This is a genomic window from Streptomyces sp. NPDC032198, assembly GCF_040636975.1.
In the GTDB taxonomy this organism is placed as follows: domain Bacteria; phylum Actinomycetota; class Actinomycetes; order Streptomycetales; family Streptomycetaceae; genus Streptomyces.
In genome coordinates this window covers 34,669-57,881 of sequence record NZ_JBEZVL010000019.1, presented here as the reverse complement: position 1 = coordinate 57,881, position 23,213 = coordinate 34,669, and the positions used below count along the sequence as shown (strand labels likewise).

The window sequence follows — 23,213 nt, the reverse complement described above, 5'->3', positions numbered from 1 at the left end:
GCCCCCGGAACGACCCCGGAACCTACGAGGTCCGGACCGCCGTGAGCGCCGCCGCCAGCGCCTCGGGGTTCCGCGTCGACACGTACACGTACGGAGTCGGGTCCTGCGGGTCCGTGATCTCCACGCGCAGCGCCGTGGGGATGTAGGCGCGCAGCAGCATGAAGGCGCGCGGGTCGGCCTTCGGACCGCGCCAGGCGCGCGCCTCCTCCGCGTCGAGCACCTGGGGCTCACCCAGGGCGGAGACCGGGATCTTCGCGTCGCCCGCGACGAGCGAGCCCGCCACCACGCGGATCCGGGGGGAGCCGTACGAACTGGTGACGACCGCGGCGACCGCCGTCCCGGCGACCAGGCCGCCGAGCAGCGGCAGGGTGCCGAAGGGGAGCATGATCAGCGCCATCGCGACGCCGACCAGGAGCGAGACAAGCCACCAGGAACGGGGCGCCGTCAGGCGTTCTTCGTAAGGCTGCATGTATGCAAGCTTGGCACGATGAGCTGTGTGCGCGGACTCGCGGGTAAGGTCTGCGGCTGTGAGTGGTACTTCAGCAGCTCTGACGCCCCCGGCCGACGCAATAGCGCCCGTCCGCCACCCCGACGCGCCCGCCCCCGGCGAGCTCATCGGAGCCCACTACGAGCACTGTTTCGGCTGTGGCGAAGGACAGGCCCACGGGCTGCACCTCGCGGCACGTGCCGGTGAAGGCGTGGGCGTCACCGCCGAGTTCACCGTCCGGGAGGCCCACCAGGGCGCTCCGGGCCTCGCCCACGGCGGGGTGCTCGCCACGGCGCTCGACGAGACGCTCGGCTCGCTGAACTGGCTGCTGCGGGTGATCGCCGTGACCGGCCGGCTCGAGACCGACTTCGTGCGGCCCGTTCCGCTGGGCACCGTGCTCTTCCTCGAGGCCGAGGTGACCGCCGTCGCCGGACGGAAGATCTACTCCCGGGCCACCGGGCGGATCGGCGGCCCCGAGGGGCCCGTGGCCGTCCGTGCCGAGGCCCTCTTCATCGAGGTCAAGGTCGACCACTTCATCGACAACGGCCGTCCGGAGGAGATCCGGGCCGCCATGGACGACCCGGACCAGCTCCGCCGCGCACGTGCCTTCGAGGTGAACCCGTGATCCCCGCAACCCGTCCGGAGCTCGACGTGCTGATCCGCCGCGTCGACCCCGAGGTACCGCTGCCCTCGTACGCGCAGCCCGGTGACGCCGGAGCGGATCTGCGGACCACCGAAGGGTGCGAACTCGCCCCGGGTGAACGGGCGGTACTGCCCACCGGCGTGTCTATCGCGCTGCCGGAGGGGTACGCGGCCTTCGTGCACCCGCGATCCGGTCTCGCCGCCCGCTGCGGTGTCGCCCTGGTGAATGCCCCAGGGACGGTGGATGCCGGGTACCGTGGAGAGATCAAGGTGATCGTGGTGAATCTCGACCCGCGCGAGCGCGTGCGGTTCGAGCGCTTCGACCGGATTGCCCAACTGGTCGTCCAGCAGGTCGAGAAGGTGCGCTTCCGCGAGGTGGCGGAGCTTCCCGGCTCGGCGCGGGCCGAGGGGGGCTTCGGGTCCACCGGCGGCCATGCCGCTGTGGGCGCAGGCTCGGGTGACAAAACGGGTGGGAATCGATACGCATCGGTCGTATCTGACCGGGAAGGACAGTGACGTGTTCGGACGTCGCAAGAAGGACAGTGCCGCCGAGGACGCGGCGGGCGAGGCCGAGCAGGGCGTCGAGGACCGTGACGGTGCAGGCACCGACGACTCGGCCGCGGCGCCGTCGCGCGTGAGGCTCGAGCCCGAGCCCCGTCCCGACGGTCCCTGGGACGTATCGGAAGTCCGCGAGCCCGGCGAGGGCCGTGTCGACCTGGGCGGCCTCTTCGTACCCGGCGTCGAGGGCATGGAACTGCGCGTGGAGGTCGCGGGTGACGCGATCGTCGCCGCGACGGTCGTGCTCCAGGACAGCGCCATCCAGCTCCAGGGCTTCGCCGCCCCCAAGAAGGCGGGCATCTGGGGCGAGGTCCGCGAGGAGATCGCCTCGGGCATCACCCAGCAGGGTGGTGTCATCGACGAGGTCGAGGGCCCCCTCGGCTGGGAGCTGCGTGCGCAGGTGCCGGTGCAGTTGCCGGACGGCACGGGCGGCGTGCAGGTCGTGCGCTTCATCGGTGTCGACGGTCCGCGGTGGTTCCTGCGCGGGGTCATCTCCGGCCAGGGCGCGGTGCAGCCGCAGGCAGCGGGTCTCCTGGAGCAGATCTTCCGGGACACCGTCATCGTGCGCGGCGATGGCCCGATGGCGCCCCGTGACCCGATCGTCCTGAAGCTGCCGGACGACGCGCAGATGGTCGCCGAGGGCACCGTCCAGCAGGAGCAGCAGGAGGGCTCGCGCTTCTCGGGCGGCATGGGCCAGCTCCAGCGCGGACCTGAGATCACCGAGGTGCGCTAGGCGCTTGCGGAACGTGCGCGGGCGCCTGAGGGTGCCCTGACCGCGAGGTGCGGGCCGGTGGGCCGTACTCCCTTCTGGGAGTGCGGCCCACCGGCGTTTTCGCAGGTCGGAGCGGTGCCGAGCGGACAGACGTAAGAGAGTCGTCAAGGGAGCACCGGCGGACGTCAGGGAGCCGTCAACGGCGGTCGTTTCCGGCCACGGAGGAGGTTTGCTCAAGAGGTCAGATCATTCGCATCTCATCTAGGAGCACACGATGGCCGACGTGGCCTTCGTCGTCACCACGATCGCGGTATTCGCGCTGGTGGCGTTCATCGCCAAGGGGGTGGCGAAGCTGTGACTGCCGAGAACATCGTCGGTCTCGTCGTGGCCGTCGCCCTGCTGGGCTATCTCGTCCTCGCTCTCGTGTTCCCGGAGAGGTTCTGAGTACGGATATGAGCCCTGTTCTTGCTGGTGCGCTCCAGTTCCTGGCGCTGTTCGTGGCGCTCGCCCTGGCCTACCGCCCGCTCGGCGACCACATGGCCAAGGTCTACTCCTCCGACAAGCATCTGCGCGTCGAGAAGTGGATCTACAAGGGCATCGGCGCCAACCCGGACGCCGAGATGCGCTGGCCCGCCTATCTGCGCGGGGTGCTCGCCTTCTCCGCCGTGAGCGTGCTGTTCCTGTACCTCCTGCAGCGGCTCCAGGGCTCGCTGCCCGGGTCGCTCGGCTTCAAGTCGATCGACCCGGACCAGGCCTTCAACACCGCCGCGTCGTTCGTGGCGAACACCAACTGGCAGTCGTACTACGGCGAGCAGGCCATGGGCCACGTCGTGCAGACCGGCGGCCTCGCGGTGCAGAACTTCGTGTCCGCGGCCGTGGGCATCGCCGTCGCGGTGGCCCTGGTGCGGGGCTTCGCCCGCTCGCGGACGGGGGAGTTGGGGAACTTCTGGTCCGACCTGGTGCGCGGTGTCGTCCGCATCCTCATCCCGATCTCGGTGATCGGCGCGCTCGTCCTCGTCGCCTGTGGTGCGATACAGAACTTCTCCGGCATCCACGGCGTCGGCCAGTTCCTCGGCGGCAGCCAGGAGTGGAACGGCGGGGCGGTGGCCTCCCAGGAGGTCATCAAGGAGCTGGGCACCAACGGAGGCGGCTACTTCAACGCCAACTCCGCCCACCCCTTCGAGAATCCGAACGGTCTCTCCAACCTGTTCGAGGTCTTCCTCATCCTGGTGATCCCGTTCGCCCTGACCCGCACCTTCGGCCGCATGGTCGGCAGCGTGCGGCAGGGCTACGCGATCCTGGCGACGATGGTGACGATCTGGGTCGGGTTGACCGCCCTGATGATGTGGACGGAGTTCCACCACGGGGCTCCCGCCTTCGATGTCGCGGGCGGCGCGATGGAGGGCAAGGAGACGCGGTTCGGGATCGCGGGGTCGGCGATCTTCTCGGTCGCCACGACGTTGACCTCGACGGGCGCGGTCAACTCCTTCCACTCCTCCAACACCGGTTTCGGCGGCGGACTCGACCTCCTGGGCATGCAGTTGGGCGAGATCGCACCCGGCGGTACGGGGTCGGGCCTGTACGGCATGCTGATCATGGCCATCATCGCGGTGTTCATCGCCGGGCTGATGGTGGGCCGTACGCCCGAGTACCTGGGCAAGAAGATCGGCACCCGCGAGATCAAGCTGGCGGCCTGCTACATCCTCATCACCCCCGCCCTGGTGCTCGGCTTCACGGCGGTGTCGATGGCGCTGCCGACGCCCAAGGACTCGATGCTCAACTCGGGGGCGCACGGCTTCTCCGAGATCCTCTACGCCTACACCTCGGGCGCCAACAACAACGGTTCGGCGTTCGCCGGACTGAGCGCGGACACGAACTGGTTCAACACCACGATCGGACTCGCGATGCTGCTCGGCCGCTTCCTGCCGATGGTCTTCGTCCTCGCGCTCGCGGGTTCGCTGGCGGAGCAGAAGCCGATCCCGGCGACGGCGGGCACCCTGCGCACCGAGAAGCCGCTGTTCACCGGCCTGCTGGTCGGCACCATCATGATCATCACCGGTCTGACCTACTTCCCCGCGCTCGCCCTCGGGCCGCTCGCGGAGGGGCTGGCGTCATGACCACCGACATAAAGAAGCCAGAGGAGCCCGGCTCCATGTCCACCGCCACTCCCACCCGTGCGCCGCACCAGGACGTGCCCGTGGGGCACCCGGACAGCGGCCGTGTCGGCGGGGGTCTGTTCGACCCCAAGCAACTCCTGAAGTCCTTCCCGGACGCCGTGCGGAAGCTCGATCCGCGGGTGATGGTCAAGTCGCCCGTGATGTTCGTGGTGCTCGTCGGTTCGGTGATCACCACCGTCCTCGCGGTCAAGGACCCGGGGGACTGGTTCGGCTGGGCGATCGCGGTCTGGCTCTGGCTGACCACGGTCTTCGCCAACCTGGCGGAGGCGGTGGCCGAGGGCCGCGGAAAGGCGCAGGCGGACACCCTGCGCAAGGCCAAGACCGACACGGTCGCGCGCCGGCTGAACGGCACGGCCGAGGAGCAGGTGCCCGGCACCGGCCTGCGCATCGGCGACCTCGTGGTCTGCGAGGCGGGCGATGTGATCCCCGGCGACGGAGACGTCGTCGAGGGGGTGGCGAGCGTCGACGAGTCGGCGATCACCGGCGAATCGGCCCCGGTCATCCGGGAGTCGGGCGGTGACAGGTCCGCCGTCACCGGCGGCACGAAGGTCCTCTCCGACCGCATCGTCATCAAGATCACGACCAAGCCGGGCGAGACGTTCATCGACCGGATGATCAACCTGGTCGAGGGCGCGGCCCGCCAGAAGACGCCCAACGAGATCGCGCTCAACATCCTGCTCGCGTCCCTCACCATCGTCTTCCTGCTCGCCGTCGTCACGCTCCAGCCGTTCGCCGTCTACGCCGGTGCCGAGCAGTCCATGATCGTGCTGGCCGCGCTCCTGGTGTGCCTGATCCCGACGACCATCGGTGCGCTGCTCTCCGCGATCGGCATCGCGGGCATGGACCGCCTGGTCCAGCGCAACGTCCTGGCGATGTCGGGGCGGGCCGTCGAGGCCGCGGGCGATGTCTCGACGCTGCTGCTCGACAAGACGGGCACCATCACGCTGGGCAATCGGCAGGCCGCCGAGTTCGTGCCGGTGCGCGGGACGACCGAGGCCGAGCTCGCGGATGCCGCCCAGCTCTCGTCGCTGGCCGACGAGACGCCGGAGGGCCGCTCCATCGTCGTACTGGCGAAGGCGAAGTACGGGCTTCGCGAGCGCCACCAGGGCGAGTTGGAGGGGGCCGAGTGGGTCGCCTTCACCGCGCAGACGCGGATGTCGGGCGTCGACCTCGTCGAGGGCGGCGGCGGACGCAAGGTCCGCAAGGGCGCGACCGGTTCGGTCGTCGACTGGGTCACCGGGAACGGCGGCACCGTCTCGGAGGACGCCCGGTCCCTGACCGACAGGATCTCGCAGGCCGGAGGCACGCCGCTGCTGGTCGCCGTCGAGGACGACAAGGGTGCGCGCGTACTGGGCGTCATCCACCTCAAGGACGTCGTCAAGGAAGGCATGCGGGAGCGGTTCGACGAGCTGCGGCGCATGGGCATCAAGACCGTCATGATCACGGGGGACAACCCGCTGACCGCCAAGGCGATCGCGGACGAGGCGGGCGTGGACGACTTCCTCGCCGAGGCCACGCCCGAGGACAAGATGGCGCTGATCAAGCGGGAGCAGGCCGGCGGCAAGCTCGTCGCGATGACCGGGGACGGCACCAACGACGCGCCCGCGCTCGCCCAGGCGGACGTGGGCGTGGCGATGAACACCGGCACCTCGGCCGCCAAGGAGGCCGGGAACATGGTGGACCTGGACTCCAACCCCACCAAGCTCATCGAGATCGTCGAGATCGGCAAGCAACTCCTGATCACCCGGGGCGCGTTGACGACCTTCTCGATCGCCAACGACGTCGCGAAGTACTTCGCGATCATCCCCGCCATGTTCGCGGTGGTCTATCCGGGCCTCGACAAGCTCAACATCATGAACCTGTCGTCCCCGGAGTCGGCGATCCTCTCCGCCGTCATCTTCAACGCGCTCATCATCATCGCCCTCGTGCCGCTGGCCCTGAAGGGGGTGCGCTACCGGCCGATGAGCGCCGACAAGATGCTGCGGCGCAACCTCGGGATCTACGGGCTCGGCGGTCTCGTCGCGCCGTTCATCGGCATCAAGATCATCGACCTGGTCATCTCCCTCATCCCCGGGCTGTAATTTCTGGAAAGCGTGCTGATCGTCATGAACAACTCCGTTTCAAGCACGGCACGGTTGCTGGGCGCGGGCCTGCGTGCCCTGCTCGTGCTGACCGTGATCTGCGGTGTCCTCTATCCGCTCGCCGTGACGGGCATCGCCCAGGGGCTCTTCAACAGCAAGGCCAACGGGTCCGAGATCACGAGCGAGGGCAAGGTCGTCGGCTCCGAGCTCATCGGGCAGCGGTACGACCTGCCGCTGAAGAAGGGCCAGGAGGCGGCGGCGCCCGACCTGAAGTGGTTCCAGCCCCGGCCGTCCAACGGCCTCGGCTCCAACCAGGACGCGGGCGTGAACACCCAGTACAGCCTGATCCTGTCCGGGGCGACGAACCTGTCCGGCGACAACGAGGACCTGATCGCGAACGTCAGGGCCGCCAAGGCCGCCGTGGTCAAGGACAACTCCACGGCCGGCTTCAAGGTCAGGCCCTCGGACGTGCCGGCGGAGGCCGTCACCTCGTCCGGCTCGGGCCTCGACCCGCACATCTCCCCGGCGTACGCGGACCTGCAGGCGCACCGGGTGGCCGCGAAGAACGGCCTCGCCGTGAACAAGGTCGTGAAACTGGTCGACGAGCACACCGACGGCCGGATCCTCGGCTTCGTGGGCGAGCCCCGCGTCAACGTCCTCCAGCTCAACATCGCGCTGAAGGAGCTCGTGGCGCGAAGCCGCTGACGAAGCCCCTCCGCCGCCCCCTTCGTCGACTCTCTGAGCAGGGCCTCTGCCTTTCCCGGCAGAGGCCCCGCGTTTTCGCGTGCACGGCACCGGCAACTTCACGCCTTGACGGAAGCCTGGTCCGTACTTATGGTCTCGGCCCAACACGCGTGTTCAGAAAGGTACTTGAAGTTCACATACGAGAACTTACGAGAATGGATGGCCCTTCGCATGGCTGACACCCCCACACCCGTGCGCCACCGCCGCAGATCCCGCACGGCAGTCCTCGCGACCCTCGCCTCCGTGGTGACCACCCTGGTCGCCGCCCTCCTCGCCTGGCCCGGCGCCGAGCGCGCGGACGCCGCGCCCGGCACCTTCGCGCACCCCGGAGTCACCGTCTCGCGCGGACAGCTGGACTTCACCCGGGAGAAGGTCAACGCCGGCGCCCAGCCCTGGAAGGGCGCCTACGACCAGATGATGGGAAGCAAGTACGCCTCCCTGTCCCGCACGCCCGAGCCCCGCGCGGTCGTCGAGTGCGGCTCCTACTCCGACCCCAACTACGGGTGCACCGACGAGCGCGAGGACGCGATAGCCGCGTACACCACGGCACTCGCCTGGTACATCACCCGTGACGAGCGCTACGCCAAGAAGTCCATCGAGCTGATGGACGCCTGGTCCGGCACCATCAAGGACCACACCAACAGCAACGCGCCCCTGCAGACCGGCTGGGCGGGCTCCTCCTGGCCCAGGGCCGCCGAGATCATCAAGCACACGTACACCGGGGGCTGGGGCAACTCGGGCCGCTTCGCGACGATGCTGCGCACCGTCTACCTGCCCGAGATCATCAACGGCTCCAACTCCAACGGCAACTGGGAGCTGTCGATGATGGAGGCCGCCATCGGCATCTCCGTCTTCATCGAGGACAAGGGGTCGTACGACAAGGCGATGGCGAAGTTCCGTACGCGCACCGCCGCGTACGTCTATCTCGCCTCCGACGGCGACCTGCCGAAGACCGTGCCCAGCCAGAACCTGGACACCCGCGCGAAGATCGTCAAGTACTGGCAGGGGCAGGGCACCTTCACCACCGGGCTCACCCAGGAGACGTGCCGCGACTTCACCCACACCGGGTACGGACTCTCCGCGATCTCCCATGTCGCCGAGACGAGCCGCATCCAGGGCGAGGACCTCTACAAGACCGACGTCGGCGAGCGGCTGCGCCAGGGCCTCGGCTTCCAGGCCAAGTATGAGCTGGGCGAGGCCCCGCCGAGCTCGCTCTGCGGCGGCTCGCTCGACCGGGGCCTCGGGCCCGTCACCGAGGTCGGCTACAACGCGCTCCACAGCCGCCTCGGCCAGGCCATGAGCAACACCCAGAAGCTCACCGAGAAGAACCGCCCCGCGGGCTCCAACAACCTGTTCGTCGCCTGGGAGACCCTGACCCACGCCGACAACCCCAGCTGATCCACACCTTTCGGCCGGGCGCCCGGTGACGACACCGGCGCCCGGCCTCTGCCCCATCAGGGTTGTGTCAAGGAGCGCACCCGGACGCCCCCTGGTCCGTTTTGTCGGAATTGCTGGCCGTAAGGTCGACACTGCGTACAGAGCGGATTCGGGAAGACAATGGGGCCATGGCACGCGGCAAGCTTCGGATATACCTCGGTTCGGCACCGGGCGTCGGCAAGACGTACGCCATGCTGTCCGAGGCGCACCGCCGCATCGAGCGCGGCACCGACTGCGTCGTGGCCTTCGTGGAGCACCACGACAGGCCCCGCACCGAGGTGATGCTGCACGGCCTGGAGCAGGTGCCCCGCAAGGACCTGGACTACCGCGGCACCCTCTTCACCGAGATGGACGTCGACGCCGTCCTGGAGCGCGCCCCCGCCGTCGCCCTCGTGGACGAACTGGCGCACACGAACGTCCCCGGCTCCCGCAACGCCAAGCGCTGGCAGGACGTCGAGGAACTCCTCGCCGCGGGCATCGACGTCGTCTCGACCGTGAACATCCAGCACCTGGAGTCCCTCGGCGACGTCGTCGAGTCGATCACCGGCGTACGGCAGCGCGAGACCGTGCCGGACGAGGTGGTGCGGCGCGCGGACCAGATCGAGCTCGTCGACATGTCGCCCCAGGCGCTGCGCCGCCGCATGGCGCACGGCAACATCTACAAGCCCGACCGGGTCGACGCGGCCCTGTCCAACTACTTCCGGCCCGGCAACCTCACCGCCCTGCGCGAACTCGCTCTGCTCTGGGTCGCCGACCGGGTCGACGAATACCTCCAGCAGTACCGCGGCGAGCACGGCATCCGCTCCACCTGGCAGGCCCGCGAGCGCATCGCCGTCGGCCTCACCGGCGGTCCCGAGGGCCGCACGCTGATCCGCCGCGCATCCCGGATGGCCGCCAAGGGCTCGGGCAGCGAGATCCTCGCCGTCTACATCGCCCGCAGCGACGGCCTCACCGCGGCCTCGCCCAAGGAACTCGCGGTCCAGCGCACGCTCGTCGAGGACCTGGGCGGCACCTTCCACCACGTCATCGGCGACGACATACCGGCCGCGCTCCTCGACTTCGCCCGTGGCGTGAACGCCACCCAGATCGTCCTCGGCTCCTCGCGCCGCAAGACCTGGCAGTACATCTTCGGACCCGGCGTCGGCGCCACGGTGGCCCGCGACTCGGGCCCCGACCTGGACGTCCACATCGTCACGCACGGCGAGGTCGCCAAGGGCCGCGGCCTGCCCGTGGCGCGCGGGGCCCGGCTCGGGCGCTCCCGCAGCATCTGGGGCTGGCTGGTGGGCGTGGGCGGCCCGGCGCTCCTGACGCTGCTCCTGACCCATGTGGACGCGAACCTGGGCCTCGCCAACGACATGCTGCTGTTCCTGACGCTCACGGTCGCCGCCGCACTGCTCGGCGGGCTCCTGCCGGCCCTGGCGTCGGCGGCGTTCGGCTCGCTGCTCCTGAACTACTACTTCACGCCGCCGCAGCACCTGTGGACGATCTCCGACTCCAAGAACATCGTCGCGATCATCGTCTTCGTGGGCGTCGCGATCTCCGTGGCCTCCGTCGTGGACCTCGCAGCCCGCCGCACCCACCAGGCCGCCAGGCTCCGCGCGGAGTCGGAGATACTCTCCTTCCTCGCGGGCAGCGTGCTGCGCGGCGAGACCTCGCTGGACGCCCTCCTCGAACGCGTACGCGAGACCTTCAGCATGGACTCGGTGGCCCTCCTGGAGCGCGCGAGCGACGTCGCCCCCTGGACCTGCGCGGGCCGGGTCGGTGAGGGCCGCATGCTCGACCGCCCCGAGGACGCCGACGTGGACATGCCGGTGGGCGACCACATGGCGCTCGCCCTGTCCGGCAGGGTGCTGCCCGCCGAGGACCGCAGGGTGCTCGCCGCGTTCGCCGCGCAGGCCGCCGTCGTCCTGGACCGCCAGCGCCTGAAGTCCGAGGCGGACCAGGCCCGCACCCTCGCCGAGGGCAACCGCATCCGCACGGCGCTGCTCGCCGCCGTCAGCCATGACCTGCGGACGCCCCTGGCGGGCATCAAGGCCGCCGTCTCGTCCCTGCGCTCCGACGACGTGGCCTGGTCCGAGGAGGACCAGGCCGAGCTCCTCGAAGGCATCGAGGACGGCGCCGACCGCCTGGACCACCTGGTCGGCAACCTCCTGGACATGTCCCGCCTGCAGACCGGCACCGTCACCCCGCTGATCCGCGCGATCGACCTCGACGAGGTCGTCCCGATGGCGCTCGGCGGCGTCCCCGACGGCAGCGCGGACCTCGACATCCCCGAGACGCTGCCCATGGTCTCCGTCGACAAGGGCCTCCTGGAGCGCGCCGTCGCCAACATCGTCGAGAACGCGGTCAAGTACAGCCTCGACGCCGAGCCGGTCCTGGTCTCCGCGAGCACGCTCGGCGACCGCGTCGAGCTGCGCGTCGTGGACCGCGGCCCCGGCGTCCCGGATGCCGCCAAGGACCGCATCTTCGAGCCGTTCCAGCGCTACGGTGACGCTCCGCGCGGCGCGGGCGTCGGCCTGGGCCTCGCGGTCGCACGCGGCTTCGTCGAGTCCATGGGAGGCACGCTGGAGGCCGAGGACACCCCCGGAGGGGGTCTCACCATGGTTCTCACCCTGCGGGCGGCGGCGGGCGGACCACAGGCCCTGCCGGACCTCTCCGCGCACATGACCTCATGACCGCCACCACCGACAAGACCCAGAAGCCCGAAAGGCAGGTACGGATGACCCGGGTGCTCGTGGTCGACGACGAGCCGCAGATCGTACGCGCCCTCGTGATCAACCTGAAGGCGCGCAAGTACGACGTGGACGCGGCCCCGGACGGAGCCACCGCGCTCCAGCTCGCCGCCGCACGCCACCCCGACGTGATCGTGCTCGACCTCGGTCTGCCCGACATGGACGGGGTCGAGGTCATCAAGGGCCTGCGCGGCTGGACGCGCGTCCCGATCCTGGTGCTCTCCGCGCGGCACAGCTCGGACGAGAAGGTCGAGGCGCTCGACGCGGGCGCCGACGACTACGTCACCAAGCCCTTCGGCATGGACGAGCTCCTGGCCCGGCTGCGGGCCTCCATCCGCAGGGCGGAGCCCACCGGAGCGGGCGAGGACGACGTGATGGTGGACACCGAGGACTTCACGGTCGACCTGGCCGCCAAGAAGGTCCACCGCGACGGGCGGGACGTACGCCTGACGCCCACCGAGTGGCATCTCCTCGAAGTCCTGGTGCGCAACACCGGGCGCCTGGTCAGCCAGAAGCAGCTGCTCCAGGAGGTGTGGGGCCCTTCGTACGGTACGGAGACGAACTACTTGCGCGTCTACATGGCGCAGCTGCGCCGCAAGCTGGAGGCGGATCCCGCGCATCCGCGGCACTTCATCACCGAGCCGGGAATGGGTTACAGGTTCGAGCGATGAGTCAAGGGTCAAGGCGGTGCTGAGCGGGCATAAGCACAGATGAGCGCACCCATTGCGGCGCTGTCGGCGCCCCCCGGTACGCTTCCTGTATGAGTGCTGTTCCTGGTTCCGAGAAGCCGGCAGGCCGTTTCCGGCGCATGCTCGACCGGCTGTCCTCCTCCCAGGAGGATCTGGAGTCGGAGGAGCTGCGCGAGGATTCCGCGACGGCTGGATGCACCCGCATCGGAGACTGCCACGACCGCCAGATAGTCACGGTTACTGGTACCTTGCGCACGGTCACCCTGCGACCACGCGCCGGCGTCCCCGCCCTGGAGGCGGAGCTGTTCGACGGTTCCGCGGCTCTGGACGTGGTGTGGCTCGGCAGGCGCTCCATCGTGGGGATAGAGCCGGGGCGCAGGCTGATCGCGTCCGGCCGGGTCTCGATGAGCCGGGGCCGCCGGGTGCTCTTCAACCCGAAATACGAACTCAGACCCCTCGGACGGGAGTAGCCGGTGACGTCCCTCGACAAGCCTGCGGACCAAGGAAGCACGGATCAGGAAGCTGATTCCAGGGCCGTGACCGAGGCCGCGCTCTTCGAGGCCTTCGGCGGCTTGCGGGGCATGGTGGAGACCGTCGTCCCGGGCCTCCTCTTCGTGACGATCTTCACGATCAACAAGGACCTGCACATGTCGGCCATCGCGGCCCTCGCGGTGTCCCTGGTCCTCGTGGCGGTCCGTCTGATCACGAAGGACACCGTCAAGCACGCCTTCAGCGGTGTCTTCGGTGTCGCCTTCGGCGTGGTCTTCGCGATGATGACCGGCAATGCCAAGGACTTCTATCTGCCGGGCATGCTCTACACCCTGGGCCTCGCCCTCGCCTACATCGTCACGGCCATCGCGGGTGTCCCGCTGATCGGCCTGATCCTCGGCCCGGTGTTCAAGGAGAACCTCTCCTGGCGGACCCGCAACCCGGGCCGCAAGAAGGCGTACACGAAGGCCAGTTGGGCCTGGGGCCTGATCCTGCTCGCCAAGTGCGCGATCCTCTTCCCGCTCTACTGGTGGGCGGACACCACCCAGTTCGGCTGGGTCCTGATCGCCCTGAAGATCCCGCCCTTCCTGCTCGCCGTCTGGCTGACCTGGGTCTTCCTCGCGAAGGCACCCGCGCCGATCGACGTCTTCGCCGAGATGGAAGCAGCGGAGAAGGCGGAGAAGGAGCGCGAGGCGGAGCGCCGCGAGGTCTGAGAGCAGCAGATGTACGAGATGGGGGGCGCCCGGTAGACACCGGGCGCCCCCCATCCGCGTAGAAGCGCGGAGTCAGCTCGCCGCGTCCTCCCGGCGTACCGACAGGAGGTCCTCCAACTGCTCCTCGCGGGCCTGGGCGGCCACGAAGAGGAGCTCGTCGCCCGCCTCCAGGGAATCGTCCGGGGTGGGCGCGAGGACGCGCGTGCCGCGGATGATCGTGACCAGCGAGGTGTCCTCGGGCCACTGCACGTCGCCGACCGTCGTGCCGGCGAGCGCCGACTCGGGCGGCAGCGTCAGCTCGACGAGGTTCGCGTCGCCGTGGCTGAAGCGCAGCAGCCGGACGAGATCACCGACGCTCACCGCCTCCTCGACGAGCGCGGACATCAGGCGCGGGGTCGAGACGGCGACGTCGACGCCCCAGGACTCGTTGAAGAGCCATTCGTTCTTGGGGTTGTTCACGCGGGCCACGACCCGCGGGACGCCGTACTCGGTCTTGGCGAGCAGCGAGACGACGAGGTTGACCTTGTCGTCGCCGGTCGCGGCGATCACCACGTTGCAGCGCTGGAGCGCCGCCTCGTCGAGGGAGGTGATCTCGCAGGCGTCGGCGAGCAGCCACTCCGCCTGCGGGACGCGCTCGACCGAGATGGCGGTCGGCGCCTTGTCGATGAGCAGGATCTCGTGCCCGTTCTCCAGGAGCTCACCGGCGATGGAACGTCCCACCGCGCCTGCTCCGGCAATGGCGACCCTCATCACTGACCGCCTTCCTCGGGGCCTTCGGCGAACGCCGCTTCGACCTTCTCGACCTCGTCGGTGCGCATCATCACGTGCACCAGGTCACCCTCCTGGAGCACCGTCTGCGAGGTCGGCAGGACCGCCTCGCCCAGCCGGGTGAGGAAGGCCACGCGTACGCCGGTCTCCTCCTGGAGCTCACTGATCTTGTGGCCGATCCAGGACGTGGACGTGTGTACCTCGGCGAGCTGCACGCCGCCCGTGGGGTCGCGCCACAGCGGCTCGGACCCGGAGGGCAGCAGCCTGCGCAGCATCTGGTCGGCGGTCCAGCGGACCGTGGCGACGGTGGGGATGCCCAGGCGCTGGTAGACCTCGGCTCGCCGGGGGTCGTAGATGCGGGCCGCGACGTTCTCGATGCCGAACATCTCGCGGGCCACGCGGGCAGCGATGATGTTCGAGTTGTCGCCGCTGCTGACCGCGGCGAAGGCGCCCGCCTCCTCGATGCCGGCCTCGCGCAGGGTGTCCTGGTCGAAGCCGATGCCGGTGACGCGACGGCCGCCGAAGCCGGAGCCCAGACGGCGGAAGGCGGTGGGGTCCTGGTCGATCACGGCGACCGTGTGCCCCTGTTGTTCCAGGGTTTGCGCGAGAGCCGATCCGACTCTCCCGCAGCCCATGATGACGATGTGCACGCCCGTCCTTCCGGCTGTGTCAATACTCTTTGCTCAGGCTGAACGGTAAAAGCGTCTCAGACCGACGCCCAAGCTACACACGCACGGTCCGCCGATGGCACCCCCGTGCACCTGTCGGTGCTCGGTCCCCGCCGCATTCTCAGTCCACGCTGCGCAGCAGGCTCTCGACGGACTTGAGCCGGTAGCCCATCTCGACGAGCTGCAGCCGGGCGGCCTCCTGCTCGGACCTGGCGCGCTCGACGACCTCGCGGTACTGCTCCATCGCCTCGGCGTACTGCCGGTCGCGCTCGCGGTTGCGCTGCGTCTGGAAGTAGGCGACGGCCACGATCGCGCCGGCGAGTATCAGGAAGAAGGCGACCGGGATGATCACGTCGTCCATTAAGACCCCTCAGGTGAGTGCTGTCCGTCCTCGTCCGACGCGTCCTGCCGGACGGCCGCGAGGATCGTGTCCACGTTCAATCGCACGTCGAACGGCGCCAGTTCGAAGTACTTGAGCGCCTTGCCGTCGTCGGAGAGCTCCAGGCGGCCGACGACGAGACCGGCCTTCTCCAGACGTTCGAGGTGCATGTAGAGCAGGGGGCGGGAGACGCCGAGCCGCCGCGCCAGTTCGCTGACGTACAGCTGCCCCGGGGCGAGCTCGGTGATGATCCTGATCCGCTGGGCGTGGCCGACGGCGGAGAGGAAGGCGAGCAGCTCTTCGCTGTCCATGGCCCGCCTTCTCGCTGGTCTGCCAGCTGGTCTTCCCGCTGGTCCCGAAACCTGTCAGCCAAGGCTTACGCATGACGGGATCCACTGTCAATCCGCCTTTTCGCATCCTCGAATGACAGTTGACGGTTCGCTCCTTCACCTGTCAGTCTCGACTTACACATGAAGGACTGGGGATCGTGAAGGGGTGGGGATGGTCATGAGGAAGCGATCGGTCACGGTGCGCGTGGCCAGATGGAGCGCGCTGCATCCAGGACGGGCGATCGTCGGCTGGCTGGTGTTCGTGGTGCTCTGCCTGGGAGGCGGCATCGCCGCCGGCATGAACAGCGCGACCTCGGAGGACTTCCGCGTCGGCGAGGCCGGCCGGGCCGAGGCCCTGGCGACCGAGGGCGGTGTCCAGCTGCGGCCCACCGAACAGGTGCTGATCCGCGCCGAGTCGGGGGCGCTCGACAAGAAGGCCGCCGCTGCCGCCGTCAAGGACGTCACCGCCCGGATGAAGTCGCTGCCCGAGGTCGCATCGGTGGCGCCGCCGGTGCCGTCGGCCGATGGGCGGATCCTGCGGGTCCAGGTGGAGCTGAACGGCTCCGAGCAGGAGGACCAGGAGTCGGTCCCGCCGCTCCAGGCCCAGACCGAGGAGGCCGCGAAAGCGCACCCGGGACTGGTGATCGAGGAGACCGGTGACGCCTCCGTGAGCAAGGGCGTCGATGACCAGCGAGACGAGGACCTGCAGTTCTCCGAGGCCATCACGCTGCCCGTCACGCTGATCACGCTCGCCCTGGTGTTCGGCTCGGTGATCATGGTCGGCGTACCGCTGCTGCTCGCCGTCACCTCGATCATGGCGACGATGGGCCTGGCCATGCTGGCCTCGCACCTGCTGCCCGACACCGGCGTCGGCATGAGCATGATCCTGCTCATCGGCATGGCCGTCGGGGTCGACTACACGCTCTTCTACCTCAAGCGCGAACGCGAGGAACGGGCCCGCGCGGGCGGCCGCCTCACCTCGGAGGCCCTGGTCGAGGCCGCCGCCGCGACGGCGGGCCGCGCGATCGTGGTCTCCGGGCTCGCGGTGATCGTCTCCACCACCGCGCTCTTCCTGGCACGTGACGTCATCTTCGACTCCCTCGCCACCGGCACCATCCTGGTGGTCGCCGTCGCCGTGGTCAGCTCCGTGACGGTGCTGCCCGCCCTCCTGGTCAAGCTCGGCCGGCGCACCGAGCGCCGCGCCGCCAAGCGCCTCGCCCAGGGCAAGTCCGTCCGGACGTACGGCGAGAAGAAGCCGGGACGGGCCTGGAGCGCCCTGCTCACGCCCGCCCGCAAGCACCCCGCGCTCACCCTGTGCCTGTCGGTCCTTGTCATGCTGGGGCTCGCGCTGCCCGCCCTGGACATGAAGCTCAAGAACCCGGCCCGCGACAGCTTCTCGCGCGACATCGAGGCCATGAAGGGGTACGACAGGCTGCTCGAAGCCTTCCCCGAGCAGCGCGTCCGGCACCTGGTCGTGGTGCGGGCCGATGCGGCGCAGGCCGCCGACGTACGCGAGGCGCTCACGCGGCTGGACCGCAGGGCGCAGACCGACCCGCTGTTCTCGCACCCCTCCGGCGCGCCGATCCTGCGCGCCTCGAAGGACCGCAGGACCACCACCCTGGAGCTGAACACCGCCCACCCGACGTACTCCGAGAAGGCCGAGGCCTCGCTCGACCACCTCCGCCACGACCATCTCCCCGCGACCGTCGGCACACTGCCCGGCGTCGAGACGGCCGTCACCGGCGAGGTGCCGCGCGGCACGGACTACGTGGACCACCAGAACCAGAAGCTGCCGCTCGTCCTCGGCTTCCTGCTCCTGATGACCTTCGCCATGACGGTCTTCGCGTTCCGCTCGGTCGTCCTCGGACTGCTCGGCATCGTGCTCAACCTGCTCTCCGCCGCGTCCGCGCTCGGGCTCCTCGTCCTGGTCTTCCAGGGGGAGTGGGCCGAGGAACTGCTCTCGTTCATCTCGCTCGGCGGGATCTCCTCGCGGGTGCCGCTCTTCCTCTTCGTGATCCTCTTCGGGCTCTCGATGGACTACCAGGTGTTCGTGGTCAGCCGGATCCGGGAGGCCGCACTGAACGGCGTACCCACCCGGCAGGCCGTCATCGAGGGCATCGGCTCCTCCGCCAAGGTCGTCACCAGCGCCGCGATCGTCATGGTCACCGTCTTCGCGAGCTTCGTCATGCTGCACATCCTGGAGATGAAGCAGATGGGCTTCGTCCTCGCGGCGGCCGTCCTGCTCGACGCGTTCGTGATCCGCATCATGATCCTGCCGGCGGCGCTGCTCCTCCTCGGGCGCGCCACCTGGTGGCCGTCCCGCGCGATCCGCCGCGCCGAGCAGCGGACGGCCGAGCGGTACGGGGCGCGGGAGGTGCCGCAGGCACCGCAGGGCGCCGAACAGCGTCCGCTTTCCGGGCATTGGGCGGAGTCCCCGGCGGCGCGTCGTGGCTAACCGGCGCCGTTAGGGGGTGGTGGGTGGGCGGGCACCCATTCGAACGCTTACGATCCTCTGCGTGTCCAAACTGACCGACGTGCCCAAACGGATCCTCATCGGGCGCGCACTGCGCAGCGACCGGCTCGGAGAAACCCTCCTGCCGAAGCGCATCGCTCTACCCGTGTTCGCGTCCGACCCGCTCTCCTCCGTGGCCTATGCACCGGGCGAAGTGCTCCTAGTCCTCTCGATCGCGGGTGTGTCGGCGTACCACTTCAGCCCCTGGATCGCTGTCGCGGTCGTCGTGCTGATGTTCACCGTCGTCGCGTCGTACCGGCAGAACGTGCACGCCTACCCGAGCGGTGGCGGCGACTACGAGGTCGCCAACACCAACCTCGGGCCCAAGGCGGGACTCACCGTCGCGAGCGCACTGCTCGTCGACTACGTCCTGACCGTGGCGGTGTCGATCTCCTCGGGCATCGAGAACCTCGGCTCGGCGGTCCCGTTCGTCGTCGAGCACAAGGTCCTCTGCGCCGTCGCCGTCATCGTGCTCCTCACGGTGATGAACCTGCGCGGCGTGAAGGAGTCCGGGAAGCTCTTCGCCATCCCGACGTACGTCTTCGTGGCCGGCGTCTTCATCATGATCGCGTGGGGTGCCTTCCGGGGCATCGTCCTCGACGAGACGATGAAGGCGCCCACCGCGGACTACGAGATCAAGCCCGAGCACGGCGGCCTCGCGGGCTTCGCCCTGGTCTTCCTGCTCCTGCGGGCCTTCTCCTCCGGCTGTGCCGCGCTCACCGGCGTCGAGGCGATCAGCAACGGCGTCCCGGCCTTCCGCAAGCCCAAGAGCAAGAACGCGGCGAGCACCCTGGCACTGATGGGCGCCCTCGCCGTCACCATGTTCTGCGGCATCATCGCGCTCGCCATGACGACCAAGGTCCGCATGGCCGAGTACCCGGGCAAGGACCTCTTCCACAACGGGGTGCCGGTCGGCTCCGACTACGTCCAGAACCCGGTGATCTCCCAGGTCGCCGAGGCCGTCTTCGGCAACGGCAGCTTCCTGTTCATCGTGCTCGCGGCCGCCACCGCGCTGGTCCTCTTCCTCGCGGCCAACACGGCGTACAACGGCTTCCCGCTGCTCGGCTCGATCCTCGCCCAGGACCGCTACCTGCCGCGTCAGCTGCACACCCGCGGCGACCGGCTCGCGTTCTCCAACGGCATCGTGCTCCTCGCGGGGGCCGCGGCGCTCCTCGTCGTGATCTATGGCGCGGACTCGACCCGCCTGATCCAGCTCTACATCGTCGGCGTCTTCGTCTCCTTCACGCTCAGTCAGATCGGCATGGTCCGGCACTGGAACCGCCATCTGCGCGCCGAGCGGGACCAGGCCAAGCGGCGCCACATGATCCGCTCGCGGGCGATCAACACCTTCGGCGCCTTCTTCACCGGCATGGTCCTGATCGTCGTGCTCGTCACGAAGTTCACGCACGGCGCGTGGGTCGCGCTGCTCGGCATGGTGATCTTCTACGCGACGATGTCCGCGATCCGCCGGCACTACGACCGCGTCGCCGAGGAGATCGCCGCCCCGGACACCCCGTCCGAGGACAGCGTGCGCCCCTCGCGCGTGCACTCCATCGTCCTGGTCTCCAAGATCCACCGCCCGACGCTGCGCGCCCTGGCCTACGCCAAGCTGATGCGCTCGGACACGCTCGAAGCGCTGAGCATCAACGTCGACCCGGTGGAGACCAAGGCCCTCAGGACCGAGTGGGAGCGGCGCGGCATCCACGTCCCGCTGAAGATCCTCGACTCGCCCTACCGCGAGATCACCCGGCCGATCATCGAGTACGTCAAGGGCCTCCGCAAGGAGAGCCCGCGCGACGTGGTCAGCGTGATCATCCCGGAGTACGTGGTGGGCCACTGGTACGAGCACCTGCTGCACAACCAGAGCGCGCTCCGGCTCAAGGGCCGCCTGCTCTTCACCCCCGGCGTGATGGTCACCTCCGTCCCCTACCAGCTCGACTCCTCCGAGGCCGCCAAGAAGCGGGCCAGGAAGCGGTCGGAGTGGAACGCGCCGGGTGCGGTGCGGCGGGGACCGGTGGAGAAGCGCGCGAAGGAGCCGAGCAACGGGAACGGCGCACGGAACGGCGGCGGGAACGGCGCACGGAACGGTGGCGGGAACGGCAAGAAGTCCTGACCGTCACGGTTCCTGACCCTCTGCTGTTGGTGAGCGGCCGGACAACACCCACGTAGACTGGTGGGCTGTTGTCCGGCCGTTTCTCTCGGCCGATACCCCCTTACGTAGTGGAGTCACCCCGCCATGCAGGCAGAACCGAAGAAATCGCAGGCGGGGAACTCGAAGGAGGACTCGCAGGCGGCCTCGCTCATCGGGCAGGAGTACGAGGTCGAGGTGGGCCCGGTCGCGCACGGCGGTCACTGCGTAGCCCGCACAGCGGAGGGACGCGTTCTTTTCGTCCGGCACACGCTCCCCGGCGAGAAGGTCGTCGCGCGCGTGACCGACGGTGACGAGGAGTCCCGCTTCCTGCGCGCGGACGCCGTGACCGTCATCGAGGCGTCGAAGGACCGCGTCGAGGCCCCCTGCCCCTACGCGGGCCCCGGCCGCTGCGGAGGCTGCGACTGGCAGCACGCGAAGCCGGGCGCGCAGCGCCGACTCAAGGGTGAGGTCATCACCGAGCAGCTCCAGCGCCTCGCGGGTCTCACCCCCGAGGAGGCCGGCTGGGACGGCACGGTCGTACCGGCCGAGGGCGACAAGCTGCCCCAGGGCGAGGTCCCGGCCTGGCGCACGCGCGTCCAGTACGCGGTCGACCCCGACGGCAACGCGGGCCTGCGCCGCCACCGCTCGCACGAGGTCGAGCCGATCGAGCACTGCATGATCGCGGCGCCCGGGGTCTCCGAGCTGGGCATCGAGAAGCACGACTGGTCCGGCATGGAGTCGGTCGAGGCCATCGCCGCCACGGGCTCCCAGGACCGCCAGGTCATCCTGGAACCGAAGCCGGGCGCGCGCCTGCCCCTCGTGGAGCTGGACAAGCCGGTCTCGGTCCTGCGCATCGCCGAACAGGACGGCGGCGTCCACCGCGTCCACGGCCGCCCCTTCGTCCGCGAGCGCGCCGACAACCGCACGTACCGCGTCGGCAACGGCGGCTTCTGGCAGGTCCACCCGAAGGCCGCCGAGACGCTGATGCTCGCGGTCATGCAGGGCCTCACGCCCCGCAAGGGCGACACGGCCCTCGACCTCTACTGCGGCGTCGGCCTCTTCGCGGGCGCGATCGCAGACCGGGTCGGCGACAAGGGCGCGGTCCTCGGCATCGAGTCCGGCAAGCGAGCCGTCGAGGACGCCCGCCACAACCTGGCCGCCTTCGACCGCGTCCGCATCGAACAGGGCAAGGTCGAGGCCACCCTGCCGCGCACCGGCATCACCGAGGTCGACCTGATCGTCCTCGACCCGCCGCGCGCGGGCGCGGGCAAGCAGACGGTGAAGCACCTGACGAAGCTGGGCGCCCGCCGAATTGCCTACGTGGCCTGCGACCCGGCCGCACTGGCCCGCGACCTGGGGTACTTCCGCGACGGCGGATACCGCGTGCGGTCGCTGCGGGCGTTCGATCTGTTCCCGATGACGCATCACGTGGAGTGCGTGGCGATTCTTGAGCCGGTGAAGAAGGACGCCTGACCTGCGGGTTCGGGTGATGTGCGTTATGTGCACTGTGGGCGTTACGGGCGATATCTTGACGCTGAAATGACGCTCGTGACGCCCAAATGACGCTCATTCTGATGGAGCGTCAGGTGGTTGATCGTGCACGTCACGCTGGGCGGTAGGTGCAGTTTTCGAGGTCTGGCTTTGCGGAAACTTGACGAGAATCGGTTGACGCTCGTTCAAGTGACGCGGCACTCGATTCCTACTGTGCGATGTTGCTCATTGATGCCTCGCGGGTGCGTTGCCAAGATTGGCGCAACGCCGCCAGGGCTGTATCGCGGCGACGTCGCAGCCGAGGGTAATTCTCCTACGCACACCGCAAATAGAGCAGGAGGTTCAGGCTTACCGAATGACCAGGCCTCCCCAATATCCCAGCTAAGAATGCTCAGCTTCGGTCGTCGGTGAACGTCTCGCTGCCGGTGCCGGGGCGCGTGCAGAGTCGTGCCGTGTGTCGGTTCCCCGCGAGCGTTTTGGGTGGCCGTATGCCCAACTCTCTTTCGCGGCCAGCGGTGTTGGGGGTGCGGGCAGGGGTGGCGCTGGCCTCGGCTGCGTCAGACCTTCTCCGTCGCGATCCGGGAGTGGTCGGCGCTGAGCATGGCGATGTCTTCGACGTCTGAGGTCAGGATCGTGACGCGCCCAGGCTGGGCTAGGGCGGTGGCGCAGAGCATGGCGTCGATGGCGTACTTGTGGCCGTGCAGTCCGGCCGTGCGCAGTAGTGTCGCCGCCGACTGGGCGATGGCCTGGGTGACCGGCTCGACCCGCAGCCGGGACAGAGTCCATTTCAGCGCAGCGTCGTTGATCTTCGGGTGGATCACTTCGACAAGCACCGCGGCCGAGGTGATGACGGGTAGGTCGGCGTCACGGGCGGCGGTGAGCCACTCATGGACCTCTCGGTCGCGTTGAACGGCCTTGGCCAGGCCCTCACTGTCGAGGACGAGGGCGCCGCTCACGCAGCAGCACCGGTGTTGGAAGCGGGGGTGGTTCCCGTGAGCTTGGCCCGCTTGGCGGCTACAGCCTCCGGGTCGGCCGGACCGTTGGCCTGGTCGAAGTCAGCGATCAGCTCGTCCAGGTTGTCGCGCTCGATCTGGCGTTGGGCAGCCTTCTCCAGGTACGCGGATACGCCGCGCTTGCCTACCCGCTCGCGAATGGCCTGCAGGGTGCCGGCGGTGAGGGAGACGGAGATCCCGCTGCTGGGGCCATCGCCGGGGAAGAAGCCGCTGTCGTCGTCAGCCATGATTCGAGTATGGCATTTCTAATGCCATAAGGCGACCTCCTGGGCCGGCACGTGCGTCAAGAGATCACACGTAGTGCCCATAGTGCACGCAATGCATGTTGACCATGAGCTCAAGTTGCCCCTGATGTGCCGCTGACCTGCAGTTTTCTTTCACCTGTTTTTGATTCACATGTTCCCGATGACGCATCACGTGGAGTGCGTGGCGATCCTGGAGCCCGCTGAGAAGGGGCGCTG

22 protein-coding genes are annotated in these 23,213 nt (G+C 69.1%); 15 read left to right on the top strand and 7 right to left on the bottom strand.

Features of this window, described 5'->3' with window-relative positions; all coding sequences use genetic code 11:
• Nucleotides 1-22: 22 nt before the first annotated feature.
• Nucleotides 23-469 carry a DUF3093 domain-containing protein gene (locus AB0E78_RS37795; RefSeq protein ID WP_361842964.1) on the bottom strand — a complete coding sequence of 149 codons (447 nt, stop codon included), beginning with the start codon at nt 467-469 and terminating at the stop codon, nt 23-25.
• A gap of 58 nt (nt 470-527) precedes the next feature.
• On the opposite strand from AB0E78_RS37795, the gene AB0E78_RS37790 reads away from it, so the two are divergent.
• The 12 genes from AB0E78_RS37790 (at nt 528) to AB0E78_RS37735 (ending at nt 13,461) form a co-directional block, all read left to right on the top strand.
• The gene (locus AB0E78_RS37790; protein ID WP_361842962.1) at nt 528-1,112 is read left to right on the top strand and encodes a PaaI family thioesterase; all 585 of its coding nucleotides are present in this window, start codon (nt 528-530) and stop codon (nt 1,110-1,112) included.
• 26 nt (nt 1,113-1,138) lie between these two features.
• Complete coding sequence (dut, locus tag AB0E78_RS37785) at nt 1,139-1,645, top strand: dUTP diphosphatase (protein WP_361843189.1); 507 nt, start codon at nt 1,139-1,141, stop codon at nt 1,643-1,645.
• Nucleotide 1,646: 1 nt separating this feature from the next.
• Nucleotides 1,647-2,420, top strand: coding sequence for a DUF3710 domain-containing protein (locus AB0E78_RS37780; RefSeq protein WP_361842960.1), 774 nt, complete (start codon nt 1,647-1,649; stop codon nt 2,418-2,420).
• Nucleotides 2,421-2,753: 333 nt separating this feature from the next.
• A complete protein-coding gene (gene kdpF / locus AB0E78_RS37775) occupies nt 2,754-2,843 on the top strand; it encodes a K(+)-transporting ATPase subunit F (protein ID WP_033264828.1) in 90 nt (29 codons plus the stop codon).
• Between the two features lie 8 nt (nt 2,844-2,851).
• Entirely contained in the window at nt 2,852-4,516 is a 1,665-nt protein-coding gene (gene kdpA, locus AB0E78_RS37770) for a potassium-transporting ATPase subunit KdpA (RefSeq protein WP_361842957.1), read from the top strand.
• The gene (gene kdpB / locus AB0E78_RS37765; protein WP_361842953.1) at nt 4,513-6,657 is read left to right on the top strand and encodes a potassium-transporting ATPase subunit KdpB; all 2,145 of its coding nucleotides are present in this window, start codon (nt 4,513-4,515) and stop codon (nt 6,655-6,657) included. Before kdpA ends, kdpB begins: the two co-directional genes overlap by 4 nt.
• 24 nt (nt 6,658-6,681) lie before the next feature.
• On the top strand, nt 6,682-7,362 hold the full coding sequence (locus AB0E78_RS37760; protein ID WP_361842951.1) for a potassium-transporting ATPase subunit C: 681 nt from the start codon (nt 6,682-6,684) through the stop codon (nt 7,360-7,362).
• Nucleotides 7,363-7,572: 210 nt separating this feature from the next.
• The gene (locus AB0E78_RS37755) at nt 7,573-8,799 is read left to right on the top strand and encodes an alginate lyase family protein (protein ID WP_361842948.1); all 1,227 of its coding nucleotides are present in this window, start codon (nt 7,573-7,575) and stop codon (nt 8,797-8,799) included.
• Between the two features lie 167 nt (nt 8,800-8,966).
• Complete coding sequence (locus tag AB0E78_RS37750) at nt 8,967-11,513, top strand: sensor histidine kinase KdpD (RefSeq protein ID WP_361842946.1); 2,547 nt, start codon at nt 8,967-8,969, stop codon at nt 11,511-11,513.
• Between the two features lie 44 nt (nt 11,514-11,557).
• Nucleotides 11,558-12,241, top strand: coding sequence for a response regulator (locus AB0E78_RS37745; protein WP_361843186.1), 684 nt, complete (start codon nt 11,558-11,560; stop codon nt 12,239-12,241).
• Nucleotides 12,242-12,330: 89 nt separating this feature from the next.
• Entirely contained in the window at nt 12,331-12,729 is a 399-nt protein-coding gene (locus AB0E78_RS37740) for an OB-fold nucleic acid binding domain-containing protein (protein WP_361842943.1), read from the top strand.
• Nucleotides 12,730-12,732: 3 nt separating this feature from the next.
• A complete protein-coding gene (locus AB0E78_RS37735; protein WP_361842940.1) occupies nt 12,733-13,461 on the top strand; it encodes a DUF3159 domain-containing protein in 729 nt (242 codons plus the stop codon).
• A gap of 72 nt (nt 13,462-13,533) precedes the next feature.
• On the opposite strand, the gene AB0E78_RS37730 is transcribed toward AB0E78_RS37735, so the two are convergent.
• From AB0E78_RS37730 to AB0E78_RS37715, 4 genes are all read right to left on the bottom strand, one after another.
• A complete protein-coding gene (locus AB0E78_RS37730) occupies nt 13,534-14,211 on the bottom strand; it encodes a TrkA family potassium uptake protein (protein ID WP_361842937.1) in 678 nt (225 codons plus the stop codon).
• Nucleotides 14,211-14,879, bottom strand: a complete 669-nt coding sequence (locus AB0E78_RS37725) for a TrkA family potassium uptake protein (RefSeq protein ID WP_361842935.1) — start codon at nt 14,877-14,879, stop codon at nt 14,211-14,213. Before AB0E78_RS37725 ends, AB0E78_RS37730 begins: the two co-directional genes overlap by 1 nt.
• A 139-nt stretch (nt 14,880-15,018) precedes the next feature.
• The gene (locus AB0E78_RS37720) at nt 15,019-15,258 is read right to left on the bottom strand and encodes a hypothetical protein (protein WP_361842933.1); all 240 of its coding nucleotides are present in this window, start codon (nt 15,256-15,258) and stop codon (nt 15,019-15,021) included.
• Nucleotides 15,258-15,587 (bottom strand): winged helix-turn-helix domain-containing protein, encoded by a 330-nt coding sequence (locus AB0E78_RS37715; RefSeq protein ID WP_361842931.1) that lies wholly within the window; start codon nt 15,585-15,587, stop codon nt 15,258-15,260. Before AB0E78_RS37715 ends, AB0E78_RS37720 begins: the two co-directional genes overlap by 1 nt.
• 196 nt (nt 15,588-15,783) lie before the next feature.
• On the opposite strand from AB0E78_RS37715, the gene AB0E78_RS37710 reads away from it, so the two are divergent.
• The 3 genes from AB0E78_RS37710 (at nt 15,784) to AB0E78_RS37700 (ending at nt 21,721) form a co-directional block, all read left to right on the top strand.
• Nucleotides 15,784-18,060 carry an MMPL family transporter gene (locus tag AB0E78_RS37710; RefSeq protein WP_361842928.1) on the top strand — a complete coding sequence of 759 codons (2,277 nt, stop codon included), beginning with the start codon at nt 15,784-15,786 and terminating at the stop codon, nt 18,058-18,060.
• 61 nt (nt 18,061-18,121) lie between these two features.
• Nucleotides 18,122-20,230, top strand: coding sequence for an APC family permease (locus AB0E78_RS37705; protein ID WP_361842926.1), 2,109 nt, complete (start codon nt 18,122-18,124; stop codon nt 20,228-20,230).
• Nucleotides 20,231-20,353: 123 nt separating this feature from the next.
• A complete protein-coding gene (locus AB0E78_RS37700) occupies nt 20,354-21,721 on the top strand; it encodes a class I SAM-dependent RNA methyltransferase (RefSeq protein WP_361842923.1) in 1,368 nt (455 codons plus the stop codon).
• Between the two features lie 575 nt (nt 21,722-22,296).
• On the opposite strand, the gene AB0E78_RS37695 is transcribed toward AB0E78_RS37700, so the two are convergent.
• Nucleotides 22,297-22,695: a PIN domain-containing protein gene (locus AB0E78_RS37695; RefSeq protein ID WP_361842920.1), complete on the bottom strand. Its 399-nt coding sequence runs from the start codon at nt 22,693-22,695 to the stop codon at nt 22,297-22,299.
• Nucleotides 22,692-22,979, bottom strand: coding sequence for a hypothetical protein (locus AB0E78_RS37690; RefSeq protein WP_361842918.1), 288 nt, complete (start codon nt 22,977-22,979; stop codon nt 22,692-22,694). The genes AB0E78_RS37695 and AB0E78_RS37690 overlap by 4 nt, the downstream gene beginning before the upstream one ends.
• Nucleotides 22,980-23,213: the final 234 nt, after the last annotated feature.

What these genes read in the sequence shown, in the direction of transcription:
- AB0E78_RS37795 (WP_361842964.1), bottom strand. Translation starts at nt 469, where the DNA reads ATGCAGCCTTACGAAGAACGCCTGACGGCGCCCCGTTCCTGGTGGCTT.
- kdpA (WP_361842957.1), top strand. Translation starts at nt 2,852, where the DNA reads ATGAGCCCTGTTCTTGCTGGTGCGCTCCAGTTCCTGGCGCTGTTCGTG.
- kdpB (WP_361842953.1), top strand. Translation starts at nt 4,513, where the DNA reads ATGACCACCGACATAAAGAAGCCAGAGGAGCCCGGCTCCATGTCCACC.
- AB0E78_RS37760 (WP_361842951.1), top strand. Translation starts at nt 6,682, where the DNA reads ATGAACAACTCCGTTTCAAGCACGGCACGGTTGCTGGGCGCGGGCCTG.
- AB0E78_RS37755 (WP_361842948.1), top strand. Translation starts at nt 7,573, where the DNA reads ATGGCTGACACCCCCACACCCGTGCGCCACCGCCGCAGATCCCGCACG.
- AB0E78_RS37750 (WP_361842946.1), top strand. Translation starts at nt 8,967, where the DNA reads ATGGCACGCGGCAAGCTTCGGATATACCTCGGTTCGGCACCGGGCGTC.
- AB0E78_RS37745 (WP_361843186.1), top strand. Translation starts at nt 11,558, where the DNA reads ATGACCCGGGTGCTCGTGGTCGACGACGAGCCGCAGATCGTACGCGCC.
- AB0E78_RS37740 (WP_361842943.1), top strand. Translation starts at nt 12,331, where the DNA reads ATGAGTGCTGTTCCTGGTTCCGAGAAGCCGGCAGGCCGTTTCCGGCGC.
- AB0E78_RS37730 (WP_361842937.1), bottom strand. Translation starts at nt 14,211, where the DNA reads ATGAGGGTCGCCATTGCCGGAGCAGGCGCGGTGGGACGTTCCATCGCC.
- AB0E78_RS37720 (WP_361842933.1), bottom strand. Translation starts at nt 15,258, where the DNA reads ATGGACGACGTGATCATCCCGGTCGCCTTCTTCCTGATACTCGCCGGC.
- AB0E78_RS37715 (WP_361842931.1), bottom strand. Translation starts at nt 15,587, where the DNA reads ATGGACAGCGAAGAGCTGCTCGCCTTCCTCTCCGCCGTCGGCCACGCC.
- AB0E78_RS37710 (WP_361842928.1), top strand. Translation starts at nt 15,784, where the DNA reads ATGAGGAAGCGATCGGTCACGGTGCGCGTGGCCAGATGGAGCGCGCTG.
- AB0E78_RS37700 (WP_361842923.1), top strand. Translation starts at nt 20,354, where the DNA reads ATGCAGGCAGAACCGAAGAAATCGCAGGCGGGGAACTCGAAGGAGGAC.
- AB0E78_RS37690 (WP_361842918.1), bottom strand. Translation starts at nt 22,979, where the DNA reads ATGGCTGACGACGACAGCGGCTTCTTCCCCGGCGATGGCCCCAGCAGC.